The sequence below is a fragment of the Butyricimonas hominis genome, from assembly GCF_014287455.1.
Classification (GTDB): domain Bacteria; phylum Bacteroidota; class Bacteroidia; order Bacteroidales; family Marinifilaceae; genus Butyricimonas; species Butyricimonas muris.
The window spans coordinates 97,965-119,211 of the sequence record NZ_JACOOH010000002.1; the positions used below are offsets into that span (position 1 = coordinate 97,965).

Here is a 21,247-nt window from a genome sequence, read left to right on the forward strand (position 1 = left end):
GATGATATAATTTAGTTTTTAATTCTTGCTATAAGGCAAACGGTGATAAAACCCGCTACGCCCGTGAACAGGGAGATGACGGCTGCCGTGTATTTCGCGTAAGGTTTTTGACGGCGGTAGAGGGCGAGTGTTATGATCGCCAGCAAAGCGCCGAGTCCTAGGGCTGTGAAATGGTAAGCCGATACGCGGGGATAGATGTAGCTGTTGGAGCTGTCGCCGAACCCCACGGTAAAGGGAAAGAGGTAAGGAGATACCTTGTCCCACGTCGAGGGAGTGGCGGGGCGATAGAGGTCTGCCACTTGCTTCATCGTGCCGTTTTCCAAGGCATAGGTGTATTCGCCCGAGGGTGATTCCTTGACAACTGTCCAATAGAACATATTTGCCATGACGGATATGCGGTCGATGTCCGGGTTGATGCCTTCCAGTACCTTCACGAGGCGGTAACCGTCGGTGGAGAGATAATAGAGGGTGCCGTCCGTGTCGTACAGGAAGCCGTAGAGGCTCCGGTTTTCCATTTCCTTGGGGAACATGGCGAGCGTTTTGATGCTTGTTCCGACTTTCGTGTCCTTGACGAAAGGTTTGCCGTTTGTCATCTTCACGTGGAAGAGGTTATTGCGGTTGTCGAGTACGAAATAACCTTCGTCGTATGATTTCATACTGGAGGGGATGCCCGCCACCCATTGCGCAGGTGCGGAGAATCCGGCTGCATCGAGGGCTTGCTGGAAGCGGGCGGATTTCTCTTCGTTCACCCGGTTCGTTTCCATGTCGATAAATTCGATACGCTCTTTCAGACGGAACATGTCGTCGGGGTTTTCGAGGTCTACTTTCCCGGAACATGACTCGAACATGGGGTATAGTTCGATCACGGGTGTGTTTTTGTCCTTGGGCTTGTACCAGAAGAAAAAGTTATTGCGCGCGATCGCCTGTAAATCCACGGGAACCCCTTGAATGGAGTCGGGCAAGGCGTTTTCCATTGCCAATTGCCGGTAATAGAACATGGGGAGTACCCGGTTGAATTCAGCGTCCGTGTACGAGTTGCCGTCGAGGTCCTTGCCCATGAGGCGTTCGTCAGCGGGATCGATGTAACAGAATTGGTTAATCACGGAACTGTAATACGTGAACGGGTAACGGACAGAGGAGTCCGTGGTGAGTTGCACGAGTGACGGGATGATCCATGATAAAAGGAATATGGAAAGCCCGATATATAGTATCTTTATTTTCATGTTTTCTTGATGTTTGATCGTTATTGCATACCCTGTTTGAATCGGCGGATGGATATCTTCGGAAACAGGAACAGGATTATGATTGCCCCGCACAGGTAGGGAAGCATGGGGGTGAACGCTCTCGGTACGCCTTCCGTGATGAAGAGCGAGAGGAGGAGCAGGGCGATAATCGCATTGCAGATGCGCTGTAACCACGTGGGTTCGAGTATAATCCAAGCGGTGAGCAGGTAGGCTGCCAGACCTGCCAACATGTGCGGGAGTGTGGTAGAGAACCATGCCCCGATGACTTCACGGGGGAAGTTGAGGGATAGTCCCCAGAGAAAACAACCGTAGCAGACGGCGAAGGCGAGGAGTAACGCTGTAAACCCGTACGCCAGCATCAAGAAGATGATACGGTTTTCGCCCAAGGGGAGATGCAAGGTCAGTTTGAAGCGTTTCTTTACCATTTCCGGTATGAATTGCGCTATGCCGAGGATGATGCCCGCCAGCAGGGGAAACATTTTCAATTGATCGAGAAGTACAACGTTCTTCTGGATAAATACTTCCCAGAGGTGGGGTATACCCACGTTGCGGGAGGCGCTGGATATACGCAGGGCGATGTATGCCATGCCCAACGCGAATACCGCGAAGATGAGCAGGAGTATCCAGCGGGTTTTGATCCACTCTTTAAAAAGTAGTGCTTTATTCATGATCTTGATGTCGTTTTAGTGATTAATATTTCCCGGTCAACCCGATGAACGCGTCTTCTAGGGTTAGTTCTTCCATCTGCAAGCCGGGGAGTCCCGTTCCTCGCGGGACGAGTATTTCCCGGACTTTGTCGGCGGGTTCGAAAGAATAAGTTGTCCATAAGCCGTTGACTTTCTCCGTGTTCCACAGGGCGTCGTGTTTCGCAGGGGATTGCCCGTCGGGAAGCGAGAAACGGAAACGGTGGAAGTTATCCATGATTTCGCGTGTCGGTTTGTGTATCAACAAGCGTCCGTAGTCGAGGATGATACAGTCGTCGATCAGGAGTTCCATGTCTTGAATGATATGCGACGTGAGGAAGATGGTCTTGTCGCCTTTTGCGGCGAAGTCTTTGAGGTATTCGACAAAGAGGCGGCGATAACCGGGATCGAGTCCCATGGAGAAGTCATCGAGGATGAGCAGTTCTGGGTCTTGGGCGAAAAGAAGTCCCAGTGCCACTTGCGAACGCTGACCGCATGACATGTGGTTGATCTTCTGGTGAGGAACCACGTTCAGTTTCTCCATGAGTTCGTAGAATGCCTCTTTTTTCCAGTTGGGAAAGAAGGCGCTGTAATATTTTTCAATCTGTTCTATCGTGAAATAAGAATGTTGGACGTGTCCTTCCAGCAATAACCCGATTTTAGCTTTAGTGGCGGGAGTGAGGTGGTTCATGTTTTCCCCGAGGAGAAAACACTCTCCCGACCGGGGTTGTTGGTAACCGTTGAGGATGTTGATGATCGTGGTTTTCCCGGTACCGTTTTTCCCGAGTAATCCCAACACCTTTCCTTTCTCGACGTCGAAACTCAAGTTCTCGTAAATGAGTTTCTCGCCGTAGTAGTGGGTGATGTTTTTACATTCAATGACTTTTTCCATGTAGTTGTTGTTGTTTAAAACGTGAAGCCGCAATGTGCCTGTAAGGTTTCCCGTTGAAGGTCGCCCTTGAAGGCATCATGCCGCCAGTTGATTTTGATAAAAATGCCTTTGTCCCCGCGGGAAAGCGTGTAATCCCAGCGAAGTGAAATATCGGAAGCCCAGCTGTCGGTTGAGAGGTTTGCGTATACCGTGTTTACCGGTTCCAGCAGGCGTCGCGTGGTTTCGTCTATATCTGTTAATTGTAATTCCGCGTCCGTGTTGTAGCGGTATTCACCTTCTGCGTCGAGGCGGAAAGTGGATTTCTTTATGCTTTTAGCGAGTGATACATTCATTCGTCCGGTCAGGTTGTTCAGTTTCATGAGTCGGGCAGGGTCGAGGTAAGTCATCTTGAACGTGTTCATCTCTGCTTGCGGCAGAATGTTCCACGAGAATTGCTTTTCCCTGTATTCTCTGTCGTACAGGAAAGAGAGTGAGAGGTTGTTTCTCTTGACGGATAATTGTTCCGTGCTGCCGATTTGCGGGTAAACACCCGTGGTGGGGTCGCCGAAAAGGTTCTCCGTGCCCTTGCGGTTCCGGTAGATGCCGTTGAGTTTTAGTCCCCATTGTTCGCGAGGGGTACGTGTCATGTACGCTACCTCGGCTTTTATTTCGTCTTGGTTCAGTTCGTTCAGAGGCAGGTTGTTGAGGGTGGAGATGATTTTCTCGAAAGTGAATCGCTCGTATTCGACAGCCGCGGAAAGTCCTTTTTTAGCGCAGGGAAAGAGTTCGACGCTTGCCCCGTACCGGTGCCCGTTATAGTAAACACTGGAGTTTTTACCGTAGAATCGGCGGGAGTCCGTTCCCAGTCCAAAGAGATGGTATTCGGTAAGTGTACCGAGTTCATTGTAGTATTTAACGTCGTTTGTCTGCTTGTATTTGCCCGCGTGGATGGCAAGACCGACGTCATAACGCCGTGTTATTCTCGCGGAGATGCCCACGGAGCCTTTGAGGTCGGAAACCACGTTTTTAGGACGGGGATCCCGATTACGATACTCGATGAGTGCCCTGTAATTGGCGAATATACCCCACGTGAAGCGTTTGCCCGCTTGCGCGTACCCTCCGGCGAAGTAGTATTCTTCGGTTTTCAGGTTACCGCCCAGCGTGTCCGCCATGACGTAAGGATAGACGGTTAAAAAATCAGAGGTCTCGTTCCATTGCACGTTGTTCCGTTTCCCGTTTTTGTAATATGCATTGCCCCAAGTTTTGCTATTTGCCCGTAATGAAATATATGACGATACGTTAAAATTAAAATTCTGAGTCTTTGAACCTAACTGGGGCAGGAGTGCCTTGTCGGCACTCGTTTGCTCCCAGCCAATTTGTAATTCGGTCAATGAAAAAGAATGAGCGTAATATTGTAATGCCGGGTTGCGGTACACTCGCGACACGAAGTTTTCTCCCGGGGAGAAAAATACCCGCGTGCGGGTGTTTACCGAAAGGGTATCCTGTGCCCGACTACTTGAGAATAAAACGGTTAAACTGAAAATCAGAATGAATAAAGACCTCATGATTTACTTGTTTAATAATAGTTATTTAGCTAATGAAGGAACGGCATCCGCCTCGAAGTCTAAGGTCGAATTGTTCGTGTCTTGTAATTTCTCTATCCCGTTGACGGTGGTCGGCAGCACTTTCCGGCGTACGCTTTTGTTGTAACGGTTCTGATCTTTGTCAATTTCACCGCAGTGAGTCCAGCCCATGTCCAAGGAAGGAGAGGTTACGATCCATTGGAATTCGGCAGGGATGGTCATGTTCACGGCATCGATGATGTACTCGTTCGGCACTTGGAGGCAATCTCCATCCATGGGTATCACGTGTTCGCCAAAGACGAAGGTGTACTCGTAATGATACATATTGACAGAATCAAGTACGTACTCCTCTATATTCGGGATACGGGCGAGGGCCATACTTTTAGATCCCCGGTTGTGGAAAAGGAATCTATCGTAGGGTGTCTTGATATTCGTTACAGCGGGGTTGTCAATATCGTTTGTTTCGTCATAGAATATCTCGAAGTCCGCCTTACTCAAGTCGAACGACTGCGAGTTCGCTTCGCGATGGTCGATGCCGTTGTCGGCGATGATGATCGATTCGCCGGGTTGCACGGGATACACCGTGCCGTCGCCGGGGATGGTGATAATAGCACTTACCGCCATGGCTTTGCTCATGATGTCCGGGGTGTAGTCTTGTTTGGTAACCGTCAGGAATTCTGACACCAATACGGAAAGTCCGTCAGCGTAAAGGACCGTGTCGGAGTTGTTGTAGATTTTGATAAACTTATCCCCGTCATATTGTTTGCCTTCAGGAGTGGTTGTTCCGGTAAAAAATATTTCGGCAATCACGAAATCCGATAATTCTTGAGATAAGAACAAGGTCAACGAGGATGAGGCAGTTTCTCCGGTGATGTTCACGGATTCTTTGTAACCTTTGATTTTGGTATTCATTTCTTGTTCTTCGAAAGAGTATTTCACGTTACCTTCAATCGTGATATGATATATTCCTTCGGTTAATTCGACTTCAAGCTGATTACCGGAGAAAGCGTTACTCGTGGTCGTTCTTCCCGTGTTGATGTTCTTGAAGCTGGCCGTCAGGTTGCTAACCGACGGATCGGTTAGGTCTTTCGGGTTTTCTGTCGTAAGGGTAAAGGCCGTTGTCCGGATCGAATTGTTATCATCGTTACAGGATGATAAGCTGAAGATGCTTGTTACAATTAAGCTGAAAATAATAAAATACTGTTTCATTTTATGGTGTTATTTAATGGTTATAGATTCAAGTTCAGTTCCATGCCGAAATAGGGCGTCACGTAATGTCTGACGGAAAAATTGTTTTCCTTGTAATCCGGGTTATAATCAAGTATGTTATTCACGAACAATGACAAGTTTATTTTATCCCGCATAAATTTTTTGGTTGCTTTAAAATGTACGCTAATGGAAATGGGGTCTGTCCTTTTTATGAATAGTTCTTTATTATACTGTTTCACGAGGTACTGGAGCACGGGATCAGAGAGATTATCTGCCGTGAAATCGTGTTCTATCCCGTCTATACCCACGTATTTTAATGGCGTTCCGCTTTTCCATTTGCTTTGCTGGCTGGAAATCCACAAGCACTGCACGAATGTTGCAAAGCTAAGTCCCAAGGGACGGATATACGTGTCGAACGCGAAGTTCGTGTTGAATTGCTGTTTGATGTACCCGTCATCATCCGGGTACAGGGCGACATATTTGATTTGTGCCCCGTTTATTAGCGTACTTTCATTCCGGTAGACGGGATGACTGTTGTGATAGGTCGATTTGAACCATGCCCCGTTTATCGTGATCTTGGTGCGAATGCTTTCGATACGTTTGGATGTGTACTGGTACTCAATTCCTTCCTTGATGATCATGCTGCCGTTGGTGGTTTGACCGAAGGTGTAAATCACGGTGTCTGTGCTGTAAGGGAGCGTGTTGATATCCGGGGGTGTTTGTATGGAACCGGGATCAAGCGCGGAAGCATCGTATTTTTTGTAATCGAAAGTACGCCAGAAGGAAGAAGTACGGAAACCGGATGTCATTTTTTCTCTGAAGTAGGTCATGGAGAAGTTGTTTTGACTGTAATCGAAGTCAAATCGAACTTCCCATTTGCGATTGCGCGCAGGTTCTAGTTTAAAATTGGTGATGTCTACTTTATAAGTCATCATGTTCAATCGGCGGTACTCTTCGTTCGTGTGGTAGTAATTCAATTGTGTGAGATCCACGTATCGAGTATCCGGGTAGAGTTGTGTCATGACGGGCATTTTCGTGTTCCAGCCGATACCCCCGGCAAGTTGGATATTCAGGATTCTGTTGAACAAGTAGGTGGTCGGGAATTTCCATAATAAATTTACCCGCGGGTCGAAATAAGTTTTACCGTTAATCTTGTATTCTTTATCAATGTTCAATGGGATAAGGGTACGGACACCTCCTGCCGCTTGGAAATTGTGTGTACCCACGGGTACGGTTATCCTGTCTTCGATGAAGAATGCCAGCGTGTGTTCTGCCGGGATGTCGTCATACGGGCGGGGACGTGCTTTCATCGAGGGGTAGAGAGGACGGGTCAAGTCATATACCTGTCCTTTCCCCAAGTTTTTATTCATCCTCCATTCGGCACCTATTTTCATCGCGTTTTCTACTCCCGATATGTTGAATCCCAGTTCTCCCATCGCTTTGCTATAAGCGTTCAACGGTTGACCGTCTACTTTCAGGTGTGCCGTGTAGCGGTAGGGAAGAAATATTCCGTCGTGTTCCCCTTCTTCCGTGTTGTCGGGAATAGGGGTGTCCTTGTCAAGGGAAATGTATTTCGTACGTTTGATTTGGTCTTTCGAGTAATCTATTGCCGCGGATAGCGAGAGGCTTTTTAGCAATCGGTTATTCGTGAAATTCCAGTATAGAGAATTGGCTAGAGCCACGCGGTTGTAAGTCGATTTGTATTTATCTATTTTTTTGTACGAGAGTTCCGGATCGTTCTTGGCATTATCGAACGAACTTCCGTAGTCCGTATTCAGGTTCCACGTCAATATATTCCAAGTACGCCCGATGCGTACGGAGCCCGTGAGGCGCTTGAATGTTTCGAGATTATTGCGGGGATCTATTTTAGAGTCCATATAGTCGATTCCGAAATTGATAGTCCAGCCGTTTCGGGTTGCCAGTCCTTTTCCGGCGTAGACGAGTTTGCTCCCGGCATCAGCTTTTAGGCGTATTTCCCACGGGTGGACTCCCGCTTTACGGGTGATTTTTACCAGTCCGCTCGTGAGTTCCCCGTATTCCACGGAAGGGATACCGCGGATGATTTCTACCGACTGTATGAAATCGGTTGACAGAGTTCTCGTATCGACACCTTTCCCGATACTGTTGCGGTTGTAGTCGTACTCGCCTTGATAGGTTCCCGGTATTTGCTGCATATTCGCGTCCGTGCTTAACGGAATACCGTCAATTAGAAAAGAAACCCCGAGTGAAGTTACATCGTAATCGGAACTGGATACCCCTACTTCACGCAATCGTATTTTGTTTACACTCCCGAGGGACGGATCTTTGGTCATCCCTCCCGGCAACAGAGAGAGAATATCCGTGAAACTTGACGGTTGCAGCAGATTCATGGCTTCCCGGTTTATTTTGGAAGAGGAGGTTAAACCTCGTGATTCGGATGCCGTGACAATGATGTCTTGTAACGTGATCGTGTCGATTTGCATGTGAAAAGACAAAGTTGTGTCCCGATGAATTGAGATTGTCCGGTGAAGGGGAAGATACCCGATAAACGACAGGCTCAAGGTGTATGTTCCCGGTTTGATGTTTCTGAAACTGAAACGTCCGGTTTTGTCGCTGACCGTGTTTAATTGTATCGTGTCGTTTTTTAGAGATACGGTGGTAAATTCCAATACTTCTTTTGATTCTTTGTCTTGTACGGTACCTTGTAAATGACACGTGTTTTTTTGCCCGAAACCGGGTAGGGTGAAAAGGATAAATGAAAATAGAATAAATAGCCTACATAATCTGTTATTTTTTATCCATATACATTTATTAATAATCATATCTTTATTACAATTTGTTACTCGTGTATTATTGGTTGCCACGGTTGATTCCCTGTGAATATTTTTACGTCACAAAATTACGGCATCACAAAATACGAATCCATCACCATAAATGAGGATATTTAAAAAACGGCATCCCTATTTGTGGTGGTGTGTCTTTATGGCTTGTAACAGACTTGTTGTAAGATAATTGTACGAGTGTTGTAATGAATTGGCGTAGCGATTAATAGCTAATAGAGGTGAGTTTCATTTATTGATGTAGCGGCAGATTGGGAATTACCTATTCTGCCGCTACATCTTACCGTATAGAAAACGTTTGATTATTTCTTTTGCAGGTTATCGGCTTTTTCTTTTAAACGGGCAGCTCTTTCGGCACTTCCGGGGTGAGAAGAAAACATCTTTTGAATGAGATTCGCCTTCTCACCGCCGGCTGCTGAAAGTTCAACCAGCTTATTTAAAGCTTTTGACATGGCATACGGGTCGACATTTTGCCGGATACAGAAATCAAAAGCGTAATCATCCGCGGCATTTTCTTGTTTTTGGGAGAATTGGGCACCCATGAATGCTTCGGCCAAATCGCCTAGTTGGGAGTCTGTTAATTTGGATACATTCTCGTTCAAGGCTCCCGCGGCGTTTTTAGCGGCAGAACGAAGATAAGCGTTTTTCATGGCGTTTTTGGAGTCGTGGTGAACCACGTGCCCGATCTCGTGTCCGATAACGGCAAGTACTTCGTCATCCGTCATGAGTTCCATTAATCCGGCGCATACCCGGATGCTACCGTCCCCGCAAGCGAACGCATTGACATCCACGACTTCATATACGCCGAAGTTCAACTTTAAACCTTCTATTTCCGGAAAGTTTGCCGTGATCTTGGCTAATCGTTTACCTAATTCACTATCCGGTGCGGCTAGTTTATTGTGAGTATCCATCCATTGCATGTACTCTTTGCTCATGCTTGCTATATCCTCATCGGAAAGAGTGATTGCTCCTGCCGCGTCCTTTCCGGCTTGAATGGCTTTTTTCGTGTCAATCTTCATTTTACCGATTTTGATTTGCGCCTGCAATGTCGTCACTCCGGCGACTAAAAAGATAAGTATAAATAAATTCTTCATTTTTAATTGTTTATGTTATTATGTATGTTTTATTACGTATCTCTATTTTGGTGGGCAAAAATATATATTTCCTGTAGATAAGGCAATAGTTGTAGATTATTTGAAAAATATTTCCCCCCGTATGATTCGTGTAAAAGAAATTATATTACCTTTGCATCGCTCAAGAAAAAGGACTCGTAGCTTAATGGATAGAGCACTTGGTTACGGCCCAAGAGGTTGTGGGTTCGACTCCCGCCGAGTTCACGAAACCGTCTGAATGTCAACATTCAGACGGTTTTTCTTTTCGTAGTAGAATCTTTGATAAAGACACTTCCCGTTTGCAGGATAACCGAGAGTATGATGATGCTGAGTCCGATATAAAAAGAGATGTTCAGTTCTTTCGCCTCGTTGAAGAGTAACATGGCCAGTAAGATGCTGTACACGGGTTCCAAATTGTAGCTTAGGTTGACGGTGAATGCCGAGATTGTTTTTAGTACTTGAATCTGGAGAATATACAACCCGATCGTACAGATTGACGCCAATAACAGCAGGTTGATGAAATCCGATAAATCGGGGAGTATCGTTGGTACGGGAAAGTAGCTCAAGTAAAGAGGTAATAAACAGGAGAGTCCGATAAATCCGCCTGCCATTTCATACAATAGCAACGTGCTTGTCACGTGCTTGCTGCCGATTTTTTTATTCGTGATCGTGAAAAGGGCGGCGAGGGCGGAAGATATGGCACCCAGACAGATCCCGAGACGATAACGGGTGTCGAAATGGAAGATTAGAATAATGCCGAACAACGTCAACAAGCTGAACAGTATTTCTCTGATAGATATTCTGCGCCGATAAATTAGGGGTTCCAAAAATGCCGTGAAGAATCCTGTCAGCGAGAAGCATACCACCCCGATCGATACATTGGATGCCTTGATACTTCCGTAGAAGAAAACCCAATGAAATCCAAGGAGTAACCCGACACCACCTATTTTGAGCGTATCCCCGAGAGCGATCTTGTGTAATTCTTTCTTGAAATACAATATGATCGAGAATAAAAGAGTGGCGAACATCATGCGATACCAAACCAGCAATCCTTCGTTCAGCGTTATCAGTTTCCCGAATATTCCCGTTGCCCCGGCAAGAATGATAGATACGTGTAGTTTGATAAAGGCTTCTTTCATTTTATGTTATTTGTATGATTTTCATCCGGAGCGAAATTATAATTTAATCTCTAAAAGAAGGATGAATCACGGTAAATAATTATACATTTGGAAGATGTAATCCATAATACGATGAATGCCATGACGACTTCTTACATGGAAGATATTTTGAAAGACGGGTTTGAACAACGGAGTATTTCGTTGCGGGATGATTATGAGGGAAAGGCTGTGAGCGTTTTGGTACGTCGTTTGGCAATAACGGACAAGGGGCAGGCGGTACTCTACATTCATGGTTTTAATGATTACTTTTTCCAAAAAGAGATGGCATTCCGGTTTAATGAACGGGGGATTCATTTCTATGCCTTGGATTTGAGAAAATACGGTCGTTCGTGGCTGCCTCACCAGAAATTCAATGATATCCGGGATTTGAGAACCTATTTTGAAGAGATAGAGGAGGCGTTGAGGATTATTCGTGAGGAGGGGATCCGGAAAACCGTGTTAATGGGACATTCCACGGGTGGGTTGATCATCACGCTCTTTGCCAAGGAAAAGCGGGACAATCCGCTTTTTGACGCTCTCGTGCTGAATAGCCCGTTTTTCGAATTTAACCAGAGTCGGGTGGTGCGAAAGTTATTGCCGTTGGTCGCTTGGGTGGGTAAATATATGCCGGAAATAAAGGTCGCGGGCGGATTCACGGAGGAGTACGGGAAGTATCTTCATCAGGCGTGTCTGGGGGAGTGGGATTATGATTTGACATGGAAACCGCATGTTGCACCCCGTGTTAATTTGGGATGGGTGCGGGCGATATATAAAGCGCAACGGGAGTTGATGAAGCCGTTTTCAGTAAATGCTCCCTTTTTAATACTACATTCTGAAAAGTCGGTTACGGATATTAAAGACAAGGAACAGATTCAGACCCGCGATTCTATTCTGAACGTGGAGGATATCAAACGGATTGCCCGAAATATCCGGGGCGATGTCAATATTGTCGCTATTCCCGGCGGTTTGCACGATTTGGTGCTTTCCGGGAAAGAGGTACGGGAAAACGTGTACCGGGAAATCTTTCGTTGGTGGGAGAGTTTAGGGTAATTATTCGTAAGGTTGGGGTCCACGCGTGGTTAATGGAGTATTTGGGTCATCATCGAAAGGAAGCGTGGACCCCGAGAGGCTCTTTTGAAACCCGTTCCGTTAGTCCGCGTTCGGAACGAGGTGTCCTCTTGCCTACGATTGGAGATCTTCGTGTACACATTGAGGTGAACAATCTGAATAGTTTGTATCGTTTACGTTGGTAAAAGTACTCCAAGGGTGTAAAGCACGGGGACTTATTGTCCCCGTGTTAAACAAATTTGAAAAAAAGAATGAACCGAATACAGTAATAATATATTTAAATTCGTGATGGTCATTCGTGTTTCGAGGGTTAGCTTTCATGGCAAAGGTTTTTATTTAATATTTATCTTTTTTGAACTGATGTAAAGTTATGAAAGATTGTTTTGTTTTTATAGACGTAAATCAAGTACTCGCGGGAGCGTTTTTACGTGAACTGTAGAAGTTCTTTTTCTCGCTTGAATGATTGACAGAAGGAAAGGACATCCCTGTCAGATTTTCATTTTTAAGAAGCGGGTGAATGGGGCTAATGTTGGATGTTTATTTCAAGAGGAAAAAACAGGGTACTGTGTCGAAATTAGTCATAATATCGTTATTTTGTTTCAGAGGTTTCGCTTGAAAATCCTCTACTTTTGTAGAGGGTTGTTAAATAAATTATCGCACATGAACATGAAAGAAGTTACACTGTATGATGGTTTCCTCTCGGAATTGCGAAAGAGAATTCCGAGAGGAGCCGAGCTGACAAACACCTTGGTAGATATGCTGTATATCGAACGCGAGGCTGTATATCGAAGGTTGCGGGGCGAAGTTCCTTTTACTTTTATCGAGGTAATGACTGTTTCGAAAGAACTGGGTATCTCGCTCGATAATCTGGCACAGGCGGATACCGGGAAGAGCAGACCTTTTCAATTGAAATTGGTGGAGTACGCGAATCCGTTAGAGTCGGATTATAAGATGATGAGAGAGTTTATCAATTTGCTTGCCATGGTAAAGGATGGGGAGGATTGGGAAGCCGGACAGTCGACCAATATTCTGCCGAGGTCTTTTTGTTATTACTATTCCAACATTACACGCTTTTATCTTTTCAAGTGGTTGTACCAGTATAGCCATGTCGATTCATTAAAGCATTACAGTGAAGTGAAAATCACGCCACAGTTGGCAAGTATGCAACAGGAGTACTTGCGGGTTACCCGACAGCTTAAATCAAGTTATTTTATTTTTGATCATCTTGTGTTCCATTACCTCGTAACGGATATCAAGTTTTTCGCCAGTATTAATTTGATTACCCCGGAAGATGTTGTTGCTTTGAAGGAGGATTTAATGCATTTGTTGGATGATATGGAGCATTTCGCGGCGAAGGGACGTTTTACGGATACGGGGAACGAGATGCTTATTTATCTGTCCAATATTAATCTCGACACGAATTATTGTTATTTCGGTTCTCGTGATTTTCATCTGAGCATGTTGAAGGCTTTTACCTTGAATATGGTTACTTCACGGGATTCGTATACTTACGAGCGATTGCGTTGTTGGTTACAGTCGTTGAAACGTTCTTCCACGCTGATAACCGTTAGCGGAGAGAAACAACGGGTGATGTTTTTCGAGGAACAACGGAGGTTGGTGGGAAGCCTTTGATGGTTTATGATTTCCGATTAGGTGAGTATCAACCCACCTAATCGGAAATTGCATTATTTATTTGAATAGTTTGTCTAATCCTTTCAGGATATTGTTTTTGAGTTCTTTGCCGGCTTCTTTTTGAATGGATTTCAACGCCTTGCTCAAGTCTGGTGTCACCGTGGGTTTGGATAAGGTTCCGCCTATCTTCACGTCCACGTCGAGAGATTTGATATTGTCGGCGCCGGGAATGGCTTTGAGTACGTTGTCAATGTCTTTCCCGAAATATTTGCGGGCGATGTTCATTGACATCACGTAATCCATTTTGCCGTCAACCGTTTGTGTTCCTTGGAACGTGGTCGGGTTACCCGCTATATTTGTCGTGAAAGGTTCAACCGTGATGTTTCCGTTGTTGATCTTGAAATCAACTTTCAAGTTCGCTATACTGAGGCGGCTTAATTCGTCGTTTTTCAGCAAGCTGGCGAGTTGCAGCATGGCCGGGTTATCCTTGATCAAGAATCCGGTTGTGGACAAACTGCCGCCACCGTTTGCCGTGGTCATGATCGGGCTCATTTCTTTGTCCAGTTCCGAACTGAATTTCATGGCTGCCGAGATTTTACCGCTACAATTCATGGCGATCGGGATACTTTCTTTGACAAACGAGAAAGCGTGGTAAGCGGAATTAATATCAATATCCGATATCCGCAGGTTGAGATCAACGGATGGTTTCGCCGGATTCGCGGTGTTGTACGAACCGTTCATGATCAGATTGCCTTCCAGCATATCCATGCTCAAGTTCTTTAGCGTGGCGATACCGCCGTTTGTTTCGATGCTTCCCTTGATGGTTTTGATAACCAGACTGTCGTACAGGACTTGTTTGATGTTCGTGTTGAAAGCCAATTGGATATTCTTGGGAATGGCGATACCTTCCGGGGCTTCGGCATCAGAAGATTGAACTGCCGTCGTGTCTTTTACCGGGGCGGCTTCGGCATCAGATGTCGAACCGGATGTCGTGCTTGTCATAAATTCATTCACGTTGATCGTGTTGGATGTCAGCGTGAAGTTACCTTTTAATGTCTGGTCTTTAAACACGTAGGGCAGATAGTTTGCCACGTATCCTTGTAACCCGAAATCCGAAGATTTGATTTTGACCAGTAGATTCTGCAAGTTAAGACGTGCGGGTGTGATCGTTATTTCTCCCGACGGGACAGAGATGCCTTCCGGGAAATCCGCGCTCTTGAACAGTACGTTTTTCAACGCTATTTTACCGTTAGCGGTAAATTTCTCGTATTGTTCTTTTTCTATATACTGGTATTTCCCGTCGAAAGAAAGGTCGGTCGTCAATATTCCGCTAAGAGTGATGTCTTTAAGAGGAAGTGCTTTTTTCAAGCTCTCGAAGTTGATAACTCCTTTCATGCCACCTTTGAATGTCGGATCGTCCAAGTTGGAAACCAATACATTCATGTTAAACGGGTTGTTGGCAACGGTGAACGTGAGCGTACTTAAGTTTGCCACGGTCTGTGCTACCGTCCCGCCCGGGTTGGTCACGTTCAGTTTCAGGTTTATTTTTTCTACCGATTCCGGTAATTCCGGGTATTTTAGGCTCGCGTTCAAGATATTGAAATGCAGGTTGATAGCCGGAAGATGATTCTCGTAATATTCTCCTTTGGCTTCCATGCTCAGTTGGAATTCACCGGAAGTTTTTACTCCCTCGAGTTCTTTTTGGAAATCTTTAGGTATTAAAGCGAGTAAACTTTCGAATTTCGTGTCGGGAGCGTTCAGTTTCAAGTCCATAGAGTATTTTTCGTCTTCCATGATACCGAAGCTGCCGATCAGGTCAAGTTTTAAATCGTTGAGCGCCATGTCATTCTTCTGAATGTTGAATTGCATCTCTTTTAGATTCGCGGCGATGTCCGCCTGCCAGTTGAAATCCGTGTTGTTTATCCACACGCTGTTGCCTTGGCGTAAAGAAATGTTTTTTAGGGAAAGCAGCACGTTGAGAATGGTGTTCGTTTCCGAGAAGTTCCCTTTCAGGTTCAAATTCACCGCGTCCACGTGAGCGAACGTTGAGGCTTGATAATCTTTATAATCCAATACCAGATTTCTGACCTCGATATTGTTGAAAGCGATAGCGGTTTCAGAGTCGGAAGCCGGTTCTTCTTTTGTCGCTTCCGGTTCTCGCGTTTCCACGTCTGTTGTGTCGGAAGGTACCATGATATCCCAATTAGCTTTTCCTTCGGCATTAACTTTTGGACTGAAGAAGCAGTCTTTGAGCAAAACGTTATTAATAATAATTTCATTCCCTGAAATAAGGGACTTTAAATTCACCGATGCCTCGAAATACGGGATGTTGATCAACGTATCGCGGGTGTTATTTTCTTCCTTGGAAATCATCACGTCGTCTAAAGTAACGCTAAGATTCGGGAAATTCTTGAACATACTCAAGCCAACGTCGCCGATGGCCAGTTCCGCTTGAATATATTTAGAGGATTTTTCCTCGATCAATCGAAGTATGTCGCTTTTGAAAAAGACGGGGATAACCATAAGAGCGACAATAATCAGCACGATGATAATTGCTAATGTGATAAATACTTTTTTCATGTCTTATATATATTACGTGTGTGTTATTGCAAAGGCAAATTCAAGCCATTGTTACAAAGTTATACAAATTATTTGAAGTAAGGTTTTATTTTTTGCAGTTTATATAACGGTAAAATTTTTTCCGAGTTTAAAATCGAGAAGTTGATTTTACCGAATTTCCGTTTGGCATTGAAAATGAGTTGCACGTCTTCGTAGGCGAGGTAGGGATGTTTCAGTACGGTTTTGAAGTCCATTGTGTCAAGGTTTCTTTGCTTGATCAGGTCTGGGTTTGCCGTAAAGTGGGAGAGGAGGGTATCTATATCGAGGTATTGGAATTTGATTTCTTTGAGTTGTGTGACGGAACGGAAGCCCCCGAGTTGCTCCCGGTAGCGAATGATTTTTGCGGCATAGTAGGGACCGATTCCCTTTATTTTTACCAGCATGGAACTGTCCGCCGTGTTTAATTCAATCGGGGAGGGGAGATGTTTTTTGACGGACGGGATGGAGGCTGTTGTCGTGTCGGGTGTTTCCGGACTCGCGAGCAGGAATAACCCGCACTCCGGTTTCCGGCTTGCTTGGGGCAGGACGAAAAGGGCAAGTATCATGATACCCAAGAATATAATTCCTCTTTTTTCCGATTTCCTTAAGGGCATAGTTCGTGAGGGTTGCTATTCTCTCGAGCGAGGTGAGAGATCTCTTGTCGGTAATGGTTTCCCGGAGATCTTTCACCACGTTCGAAAAGTGTTATTTCGTGTTCGTTATAATGATACGATTGCTTCTGATGTCATTAAACGTTCTGTGTATTTGTTTGAAATCCGGTGTCGATTGCAAGGCACTTCTCGGGCTTAACTTGTTTTCTCCCGTGATTATGGCTATCGCTTTTGCCAACAAGGGTTCATTTTCCGCACCTAGTGTAGAGGCCGGGGGTAAGAGTTGGTCTTCTACTTCATGGTGGGGTTCTAATCCTTTCACTGCGTCCGAGGGATACCCGTCGACATTCGTGTATCTTGAAACGATTGGTGCCATTAGCCAATTCGAGAGTTCTTCATCTGCCACAATTTTGCCGTTAGTGTCTTCTTTCGTGGGTTGCATTAATGCCATTGTGGTAAACTTGCCATATGTTTTTTGTCCGATTCGGATGACTTCCATAAAGGGTTTCAGGCAGATCGCCGTGTATTCGGATGCCGAGATGGTTTCTCTGGTAGTAAGTATATAAACCCGTTTGTTGGGTAAATTCAAATTACAATCTACTTTTTTGAAATAACGGTGGAGTTGTGTATCGAATCGGGAATCACTTTCAAAGGCTTTTTGACATTCGGAGTTCCATTTTTCATATGATAAAAGCTCTCCTTCAATCGCTTTATCCGGCGGAGCGATAGCACTGCACATCAGGGCAGATGCTGCATCGTCACCCCCGTGGTTATACCGGAGGTCAAGAACGAGATCCGTGATTCCTTCTGTTTTGAAGTAATTAAAAGCGTCTTCCAGACTATTGTTAAAAGAAGAGGCGAAGTCCGTGTACATGAGGTAGCCGATCTTGTGGTTTCCTTTTTCGATAACCTTGCGAATGAGTACAGGATCTGTTTCCATTTTTTTTGAAGTTAGCGTAACGGGTGGGGTACCTTCATCAGTTAGTTCATTGCCGTTTATGATTTTACCCTTGGTGAGTTGAATTGTTCCGTTTTGAGTTAGTTTGTCAATATTATCTTTGGTGATATACGTGTAATTGATTTTGAGTATGATATCGCCTCTTTTTAATTTTCCGTCGGCAGGTGAATTGGGATACACGTATTTGACAATGGCTACATAATTGTCTTTGCCAACACCATAGTAAGCTAAGTCATAACCGAATGTTTCCCCCGTGTTGGTAAGGGATTCCATGAGTCCTTGTGCGTCGTCCGTGATAATGGAGGCAGAGTCTTTCGATGACAGTAATTTCTCGAAATATTCAATCGGATCTTTTTCTTTTTGAGGATCAATGGCAGGCATTTCTTTGTTCCAAAGGTAAAACATCGACATGTTGTCGTGAATGAATTGATTAGCCCGTAGAGTTAGTTCTTCTTCTTTCGTGAGTTTGTCATTATCATCATCGTCTTGACAAGCGATAAATACTGATAATAACGCGAATAAATACATGATTTTTCTTACGCCGTTCATATAGGTATAGTTTTAAGTTATGAGTTTTTAAATTTCGTGAAAATTAACGAGACTTCCAAGGATAAATTATAAAATAAAATTATTTCCGCTCTAAATAAATTAAAATGAATCCTTTACCTCTGTTTAGATAAAAAACTGAGAAAATAATGGAAAATAAATTTGTGAGAAAACTAAAAAGGTATACCTTTGCATCCGCAATTGAGAAATACAATTGAAGGATTCAATAGCTCAGCTGGTAGAGCACAACACTTTTAATGTTGGGGTCCTGGGTTCGAGTCCCAGTTGGATCACGGAAGGCTTTCTAAAACAATCGTTTAGAGAGCCTTTTTTTATATTTGGTATCACAATGGTAACACGAGAATACTTTGGGGAACAACTGGAAAATCTGTGTTTTTTTGATAGTGTATCAAAAAGTGTGTATTGCCCTTCTTTTAGGATGCTTATCGATAATCCAATCCTTTCTTTATTGTTTGTCTATCTCTTCTCTCCACCTTATTGGCTTCATGATTACAGTAGAGTCACAGCATGGTCGTAAAAGTATGTACCAGTAGGCATCTTGCTACGATGTTGCTGTGTTCTTAGTCGGGAGAAAGGGGGGACTAAGGGTCGGGAAGGGGATTCTTTGATATTGTATATAAAAAAAATGAGGGTGCCAACTTGTCAGAAGAAACACCCCCAAGGTTCCCGTTATTGCGAGATAAAGGTTGGTTGAAAAGTACATCACTGCGGCTTTCCCTTTAAATCACGGTTTTAAACAGTCCCATTAAATGCTTTTAGAAGAAAATTTATTTTCGATGTGTGGTATTTAACGAAAACTGCGCTACAAAGATATATTTTATTTCGTAAACGAAGACATATTCGTAAGGGAAATTTTATTTAAACGTTCTTTTCTTTAGGGCATGAAACAGCGTAGGGATGATATATTGTTGAAGGAGATAGCCCGAAGGGTTAAGAAACTGAGGGAGATGCATGGTATCTCTCAGGCAGACTTTTTAATCGCGACAGATATTAATATCGGGCGGATAGAACTTGCAAAATTTAATATTACTGTGTCTACCTTAAAAGCGATTTGTGATTATTTTGAAATTTCAGTGAGCGATTTCTTGAAGGATATTCCAATATCCGAATTTTCAAACGAATAGATGTTTTTAGGTTCAGGTGATCGAGTTAGGTGACTATCTATAATGGTATATCCTAGCGTGATTCCAAGGTAATCCTATGGTAATACTACCTCAACTTACTTCCAAACCGGATTGAACTCCGTTATTTCGCCTTTTGTTAATAGTGCTGTAAGGGTTTTAGAAGGAGCTTGTAACCCCGTAGAGGTAGGAGTATGGTGGGATTACCTTGGGAATCTAGGGGGATCGAATAAAATATTTGTCGATATGCTTGTATGTTTCCGATAAGTAACATACTTTTGTTTCCGAATGGTAACATATTGATGTATGAAAGAAAAAAATAGTTTTGGAGAGAGGGATCGGGAGGTGACGGAACGACGTTTGCTTGACACGATTGAAAAGATGGTTATCGAGAACGGGTTCGAGAAGATAGGCGTTAATGCCGTTGCCGCTCAATCCGGTGTTTCCAAGATATTGATATATCGTTATTTCGGTTCGGTGGACGGACTTATGGCTGCCTATATACGGCAGCATGATTTTTGGATAAATTTTCCTGTCGAGGTTCTTGACCGGGAGCAATTGCCGGGATTCTTGAAAAAAATGTTCCGGGGACAAATCGAACAATTGCGGAGTAATCCCACGTTGAAGAGGCTTTACCGTTGGGAACTCTCTTCGGGTAATGATATGATCGTGAAGTTGAGGGAACAGCGGGAAAAGATCGGGGTGAACTTGATAGAGAAGGTGTGTGAACTGACCGATTACCCGCGTAAGGAAATAGAGGTGATGGCGTCGATGCTGACGGCTTCCATTACTTACTTGGTGATGTTGGAGGAGTTCTGCCCGGTGTTTAACGGGATTGCCATTAATCAGGATTCCGGTTGGGAGCAAATCGGTCAAGGAATAGATGCGCTCGTGGATAAGTATTTTAAAAATGGTGGTGATGAACGCTGATTTTCTGAGCATGATTGAATATGCTTCCAAGGCTCCGTCGGGACATAATACACAGCCTTGGAGGTTCGCGCTCACGGGTGACGGAATGGTTATTTTGCCGAAGTTTGAAGTTGCCCTGCCTGTGGTCGATGCTGATAACAGGGAATTGTTTATCAGCTTGGGATGCGCGTTGGAAAATCTGCTAATCTCTGCCCGTCATTTCGGTTACAAGGCTCGTGTCGTCGGATGTAACCCGGAAGGAATAGAAATCCGGTGCGTGAAGGATGAAGATGTCGCCAAGGAGCATTTATTCTATCAGATAGAGAAACGGCAAACGAATCGGAGTATTTATGATGGCAGAAAGTTGTCGGGAGAGGTGCTTGGATTGTTTGAATCGCTTCCCGTGGAGGATAATATCCGGTTGTATTCGGCGCCTGTCGGTTCTGTATTTGCCGATAGCTTGACAGGGTATATTATTAAAGGTAATGAGGTACAGATGAATGACAAGGCGTTTAAAAGAGAGTTGCTTTCTTGGATGCGTTTTAACGCGAAACAGATTAACGGGACTAACGACGGGTTGAGTTACAAGGTCTTCGGTAATCCGCCTCTGCCAAAGATGATGGCGAAGCCGATAGTCCGTTGTTTTTTGAAGGCGGCGGTGCAGAATAAGGCAGACAGGGAGAAAATAAAATCGTCTTCTCATTTGATTCTGTTTACTACCCGGAGCAACACGTTCATGGAGTGGATAGGTTTGGGACGAACGTTACAGCGTTTTTTGCTGAAAACGACGGAAGCGGGTGTCGCTTGCGCGTATCTGAACCAGCCGTGTGAAGTGTATGCTTTAGCTGCGGAAATGCGGGATTTGCTTCCGATAAACAGGGAGTATCCGACGCTGATTCTCAGGATAGGGTACGCGAAGCCCGTGCCTTATTCTCCGCACAAGAACGTGAGGGAGTTGTTGGTATGTCACGGCTGAATTTAAAGAGAGGCTTTATCATGACGGGATATCCTTGAAGGTGGGAATAGAGTTTTGAGTTGTGAATTTAACCGGAATGTCATAAAGATACACGGAATAAATGTTATTTTTGTGTAGGCTAACTAGAAT

The 21,247-nt window shown here is 44.5% G+C and carries 16 protein-coding genes and 2 tRNA genes; 7 read left to right on the forward strand and 11 right to left on the reverse strand.

The annotated features are described in order from the left end of the window. Positions 1–11 precede the first annotated feature (11 nt). The 7 genes from H8S64_RS03930 to H8S64_RS03960 all read right to left on the reverse strand — a co-directional run bounded on the left by H8S64_RS03930 (position 12) and on the right by H8S64_RS03960 (position 9,503). A complete protein-coding gene (locus H8S64_RS03930; protein ID WP_186975069.1) occupies positions 12–1,223 on the reverse strand; it encodes a DUF4857 domain-containing protein in 1,212 nt (403 codons plus the stop codon). 20 nt (positions 1,224–1,243) lie between these two features. Next, complete coding sequence (locus tag H8S64_RS03935; protein ID WP_186975070.1) at positions 1,244–1,912, reverse strand: hypothetical protein; 669 nt, start codon at positions 1,910–1,912, stop codon at positions 1,244–1,246. Positions 1,913–1,934: 22 nt separating this feature from the next. Next, positions 1,935–2,819 carry an ABC transporter ATP-binding protein gene (locus tag H8S64_RS03940; RefSeq protein WP_186975071.1) on the reverse strand — a complete coding sequence of 295 codons (885 nt, stop codon included), beginning with the start codon at positions 2,817–2,819 and terminating at the stop codon, positions 1,935–1,937. Between the two features lie 14 nt (positions 2,820–2,833). Beyond that, entirely contained in the window at positions 2,834–4,363 is a 1,530-nt protein-coding gene (locus tag H8S64_RS03945; RefSeq protein WP_186975072.1) for a DUF6850 family outer membrane beta-barrel protein, read from the reverse strand. Between the two features lie 21 nt (positions 4,364–4,384). Next, a complete protein-coding gene (locus H8S64_RS03950) occupies positions 4,385–5,590 on the reverse strand; it encodes a DUF4876 domain-containing protein (protein WP_186975073.1) in 1,206 nt (401 codons plus the stop codon). 20 nt (positions 5,591–5,610) lie between these two features. Then, positions 5,611–8,391 (reverse strand): TonB-dependent receptor, encoded by a 2,781-nt coding sequence (locus H8S64_RS03955; RefSeq protein ID WP_186975074.1) that lies wholly within the window; start codon positions 8,389–8,391, stop codon positions 5,611–5,613. Positions 8,392–8,711: 320 nt separating this feature from the next. Further along, on the reverse strand, positions 8,712–9,503 hold the full coding sequence (locus tag H8S64_RS03960; RefSeq protein ID WP_099292049.1) for a M48 family metallopeptidase: 792 nt from the start codon (positions 9,501–9,503) through the stop codon (positions 8,712–8,714). 170 nt (positions 9,504–9,673) lie between these two features. On the opposite strand from H8S64_RS03960, the gene H8S64_RS03965 reads away from it, so the two are divergent. Continuing rightward, a tRNA-Arg gene (locus H8S64_RS03965) sits at positions 9,674–9,746 on the forward strand. 23 nt (positions 9,747–9,769) lie between these two features. Here H8S64_RS03965 and H8S64_RS03970 read toward each other — a convergent pair. Further along, the gene (locus H8S64_RS03970; protein ID WP_186975075.1) at positions 9,770–10,660 is read right to left on the reverse strand and encodes a DMT family transporter; all 891 of its coding nucleotides are present in this window, start codon (positions 10,658–10,660) and stop codon (positions 9,770–9,772) included. Positions 10,661–10,747: 87 nt separating this feature from the next. Between H8S64_RS03970 and H8S64_RS03975 the strand changes: the two genes are divergently transcribed. Together H8S64_RS03975 and H8S64_RS03980 are read left to right on the forward strand one after the other, a co-directional pair. After that, positions 10,748–11,728 carry an alpha/beta hydrolase gene (locus tag H8S64_RS03975; RefSeq protein ID WP_255469422.1) on the forward strand — a complete coding sequence of 327 codons (981 nt, stop codon included), beginning with the start codon at positions 10,748–10,750 and terminating at the stop codon, positions 11,726–11,728. A 678-nt stretch (positions 11,729–12,406) separates the two neighbouring features. Further along, positions 12,407–13,378: a hypothetical protein gene (locus H8S64_RS03980; RefSeq protein ID WP_099292052.1), complete on the forward strand. Its 972-nt coding sequence runs from the start codon at positions 12,407–12,409 to the stop codon at positions 13,376–13,378. Positions 13,379–13,435: 57 nt separating this feature from the next. Here H8S64_RS03980 and H8S64_RS03985 read toward each other — a convergent pair whose 3' ends face one another. The 3 genes from H8S64_RS03985 to H8S64_RS03995 form a co-directional block, all read right to left on the reverse strand. Continuing rightward, positions 13,436–15,958 carry an AsmA-like C-terminal region-containing protein gene (locus tag H8S64_RS03985; RefSeq protein ID WP_186975076.1) on the reverse strand — a complete coding sequence of 841 codons (2,523 nt, stop codon included), beginning with the start codon at positions 15,956–15,958 and terminating at the stop codon, positions 13,436–13,438. A gap of 68 nt (positions 15,959–16,026) precedes the next feature. After that, positions 16,027–16,590 (reverse strand): ComEA family DNA-binding protein, encoded by a 564-nt coding sequence (locus tag H8S64_RS03990; RefSeq protein WP_255469423.1) that lies wholly within the window; start codon positions 16,588–16,590, stop codon positions 16,027–16,029. A 91-nt stretch (positions 16,591–16,681) separates the two neighbouring features. Further along, positions 16,682–18,094: a S41 family peptidase gene (locus H8S64_RS03995; RefSeq protein WP_186975077.1), complete on the reverse strand. Its 1,413-nt coding sequence runs from the start codon at positions 18,092–18,094 to the stop codon at positions 16,682–16,684. Between the two features lie 217 nt (positions 18,095–18,311). On the opposite strand from H8S64_RS03995, the gene H8S64_RS04000 reads away from it, so the two are divergent. The 4 genes from H8S64_RS04000 (at position 18,312) to H8S64_RS04015 (ending at position 21,118) form a co-directional block, all read left to right on the forward strand. Then, positions 18,312–18,384 (forward strand) — tRNA-Lys (locus H8S64_RS04000). A gap of 609 nt (positions 18,385–18,993) precedes the next feature. After that, entirely contained in the window at positions 18,994–19,236 is a 243-nt protein-coding gene (locus tag H8S64_RS04005) for a helix-turn-helix domain-containing protein (RefSeq protein ID WP_099292055.1), read from the forward strand. Positions 19,237–19,539: 303 nt separating this feature from the next. Continuing rightward, complete coding sequence (locus tag H8S64_RS04010; RefSeq protein WP_186975078.1) at positions 19,540–20,163, forward strand: TetR/AcrR family transcriptional regulator; 624 nt, start codon at positions 19,540–19,542, stop codon at positions 20,161–20,163. After that, positions 20,153–21,118 carry an Acg family FMN-binding oxidoreductase gene (locus H8S64_RS04015; RefSeq protein ID WP_186975079.1) on the forward strand — a complete coding sequence of 322 codons (966 nt, stop codon included), beginning with the start codon at positions 20,153–20,155 and terminating at the stop codon, positions 21,116–21,118. The genes H8S64_RS04010 and H8S64_RS04015 overlap by 11 nt, the downstream gene beginning before the upstream one ends. Positions 21,119–21,247: the final 129 nt, after the last annotated feature.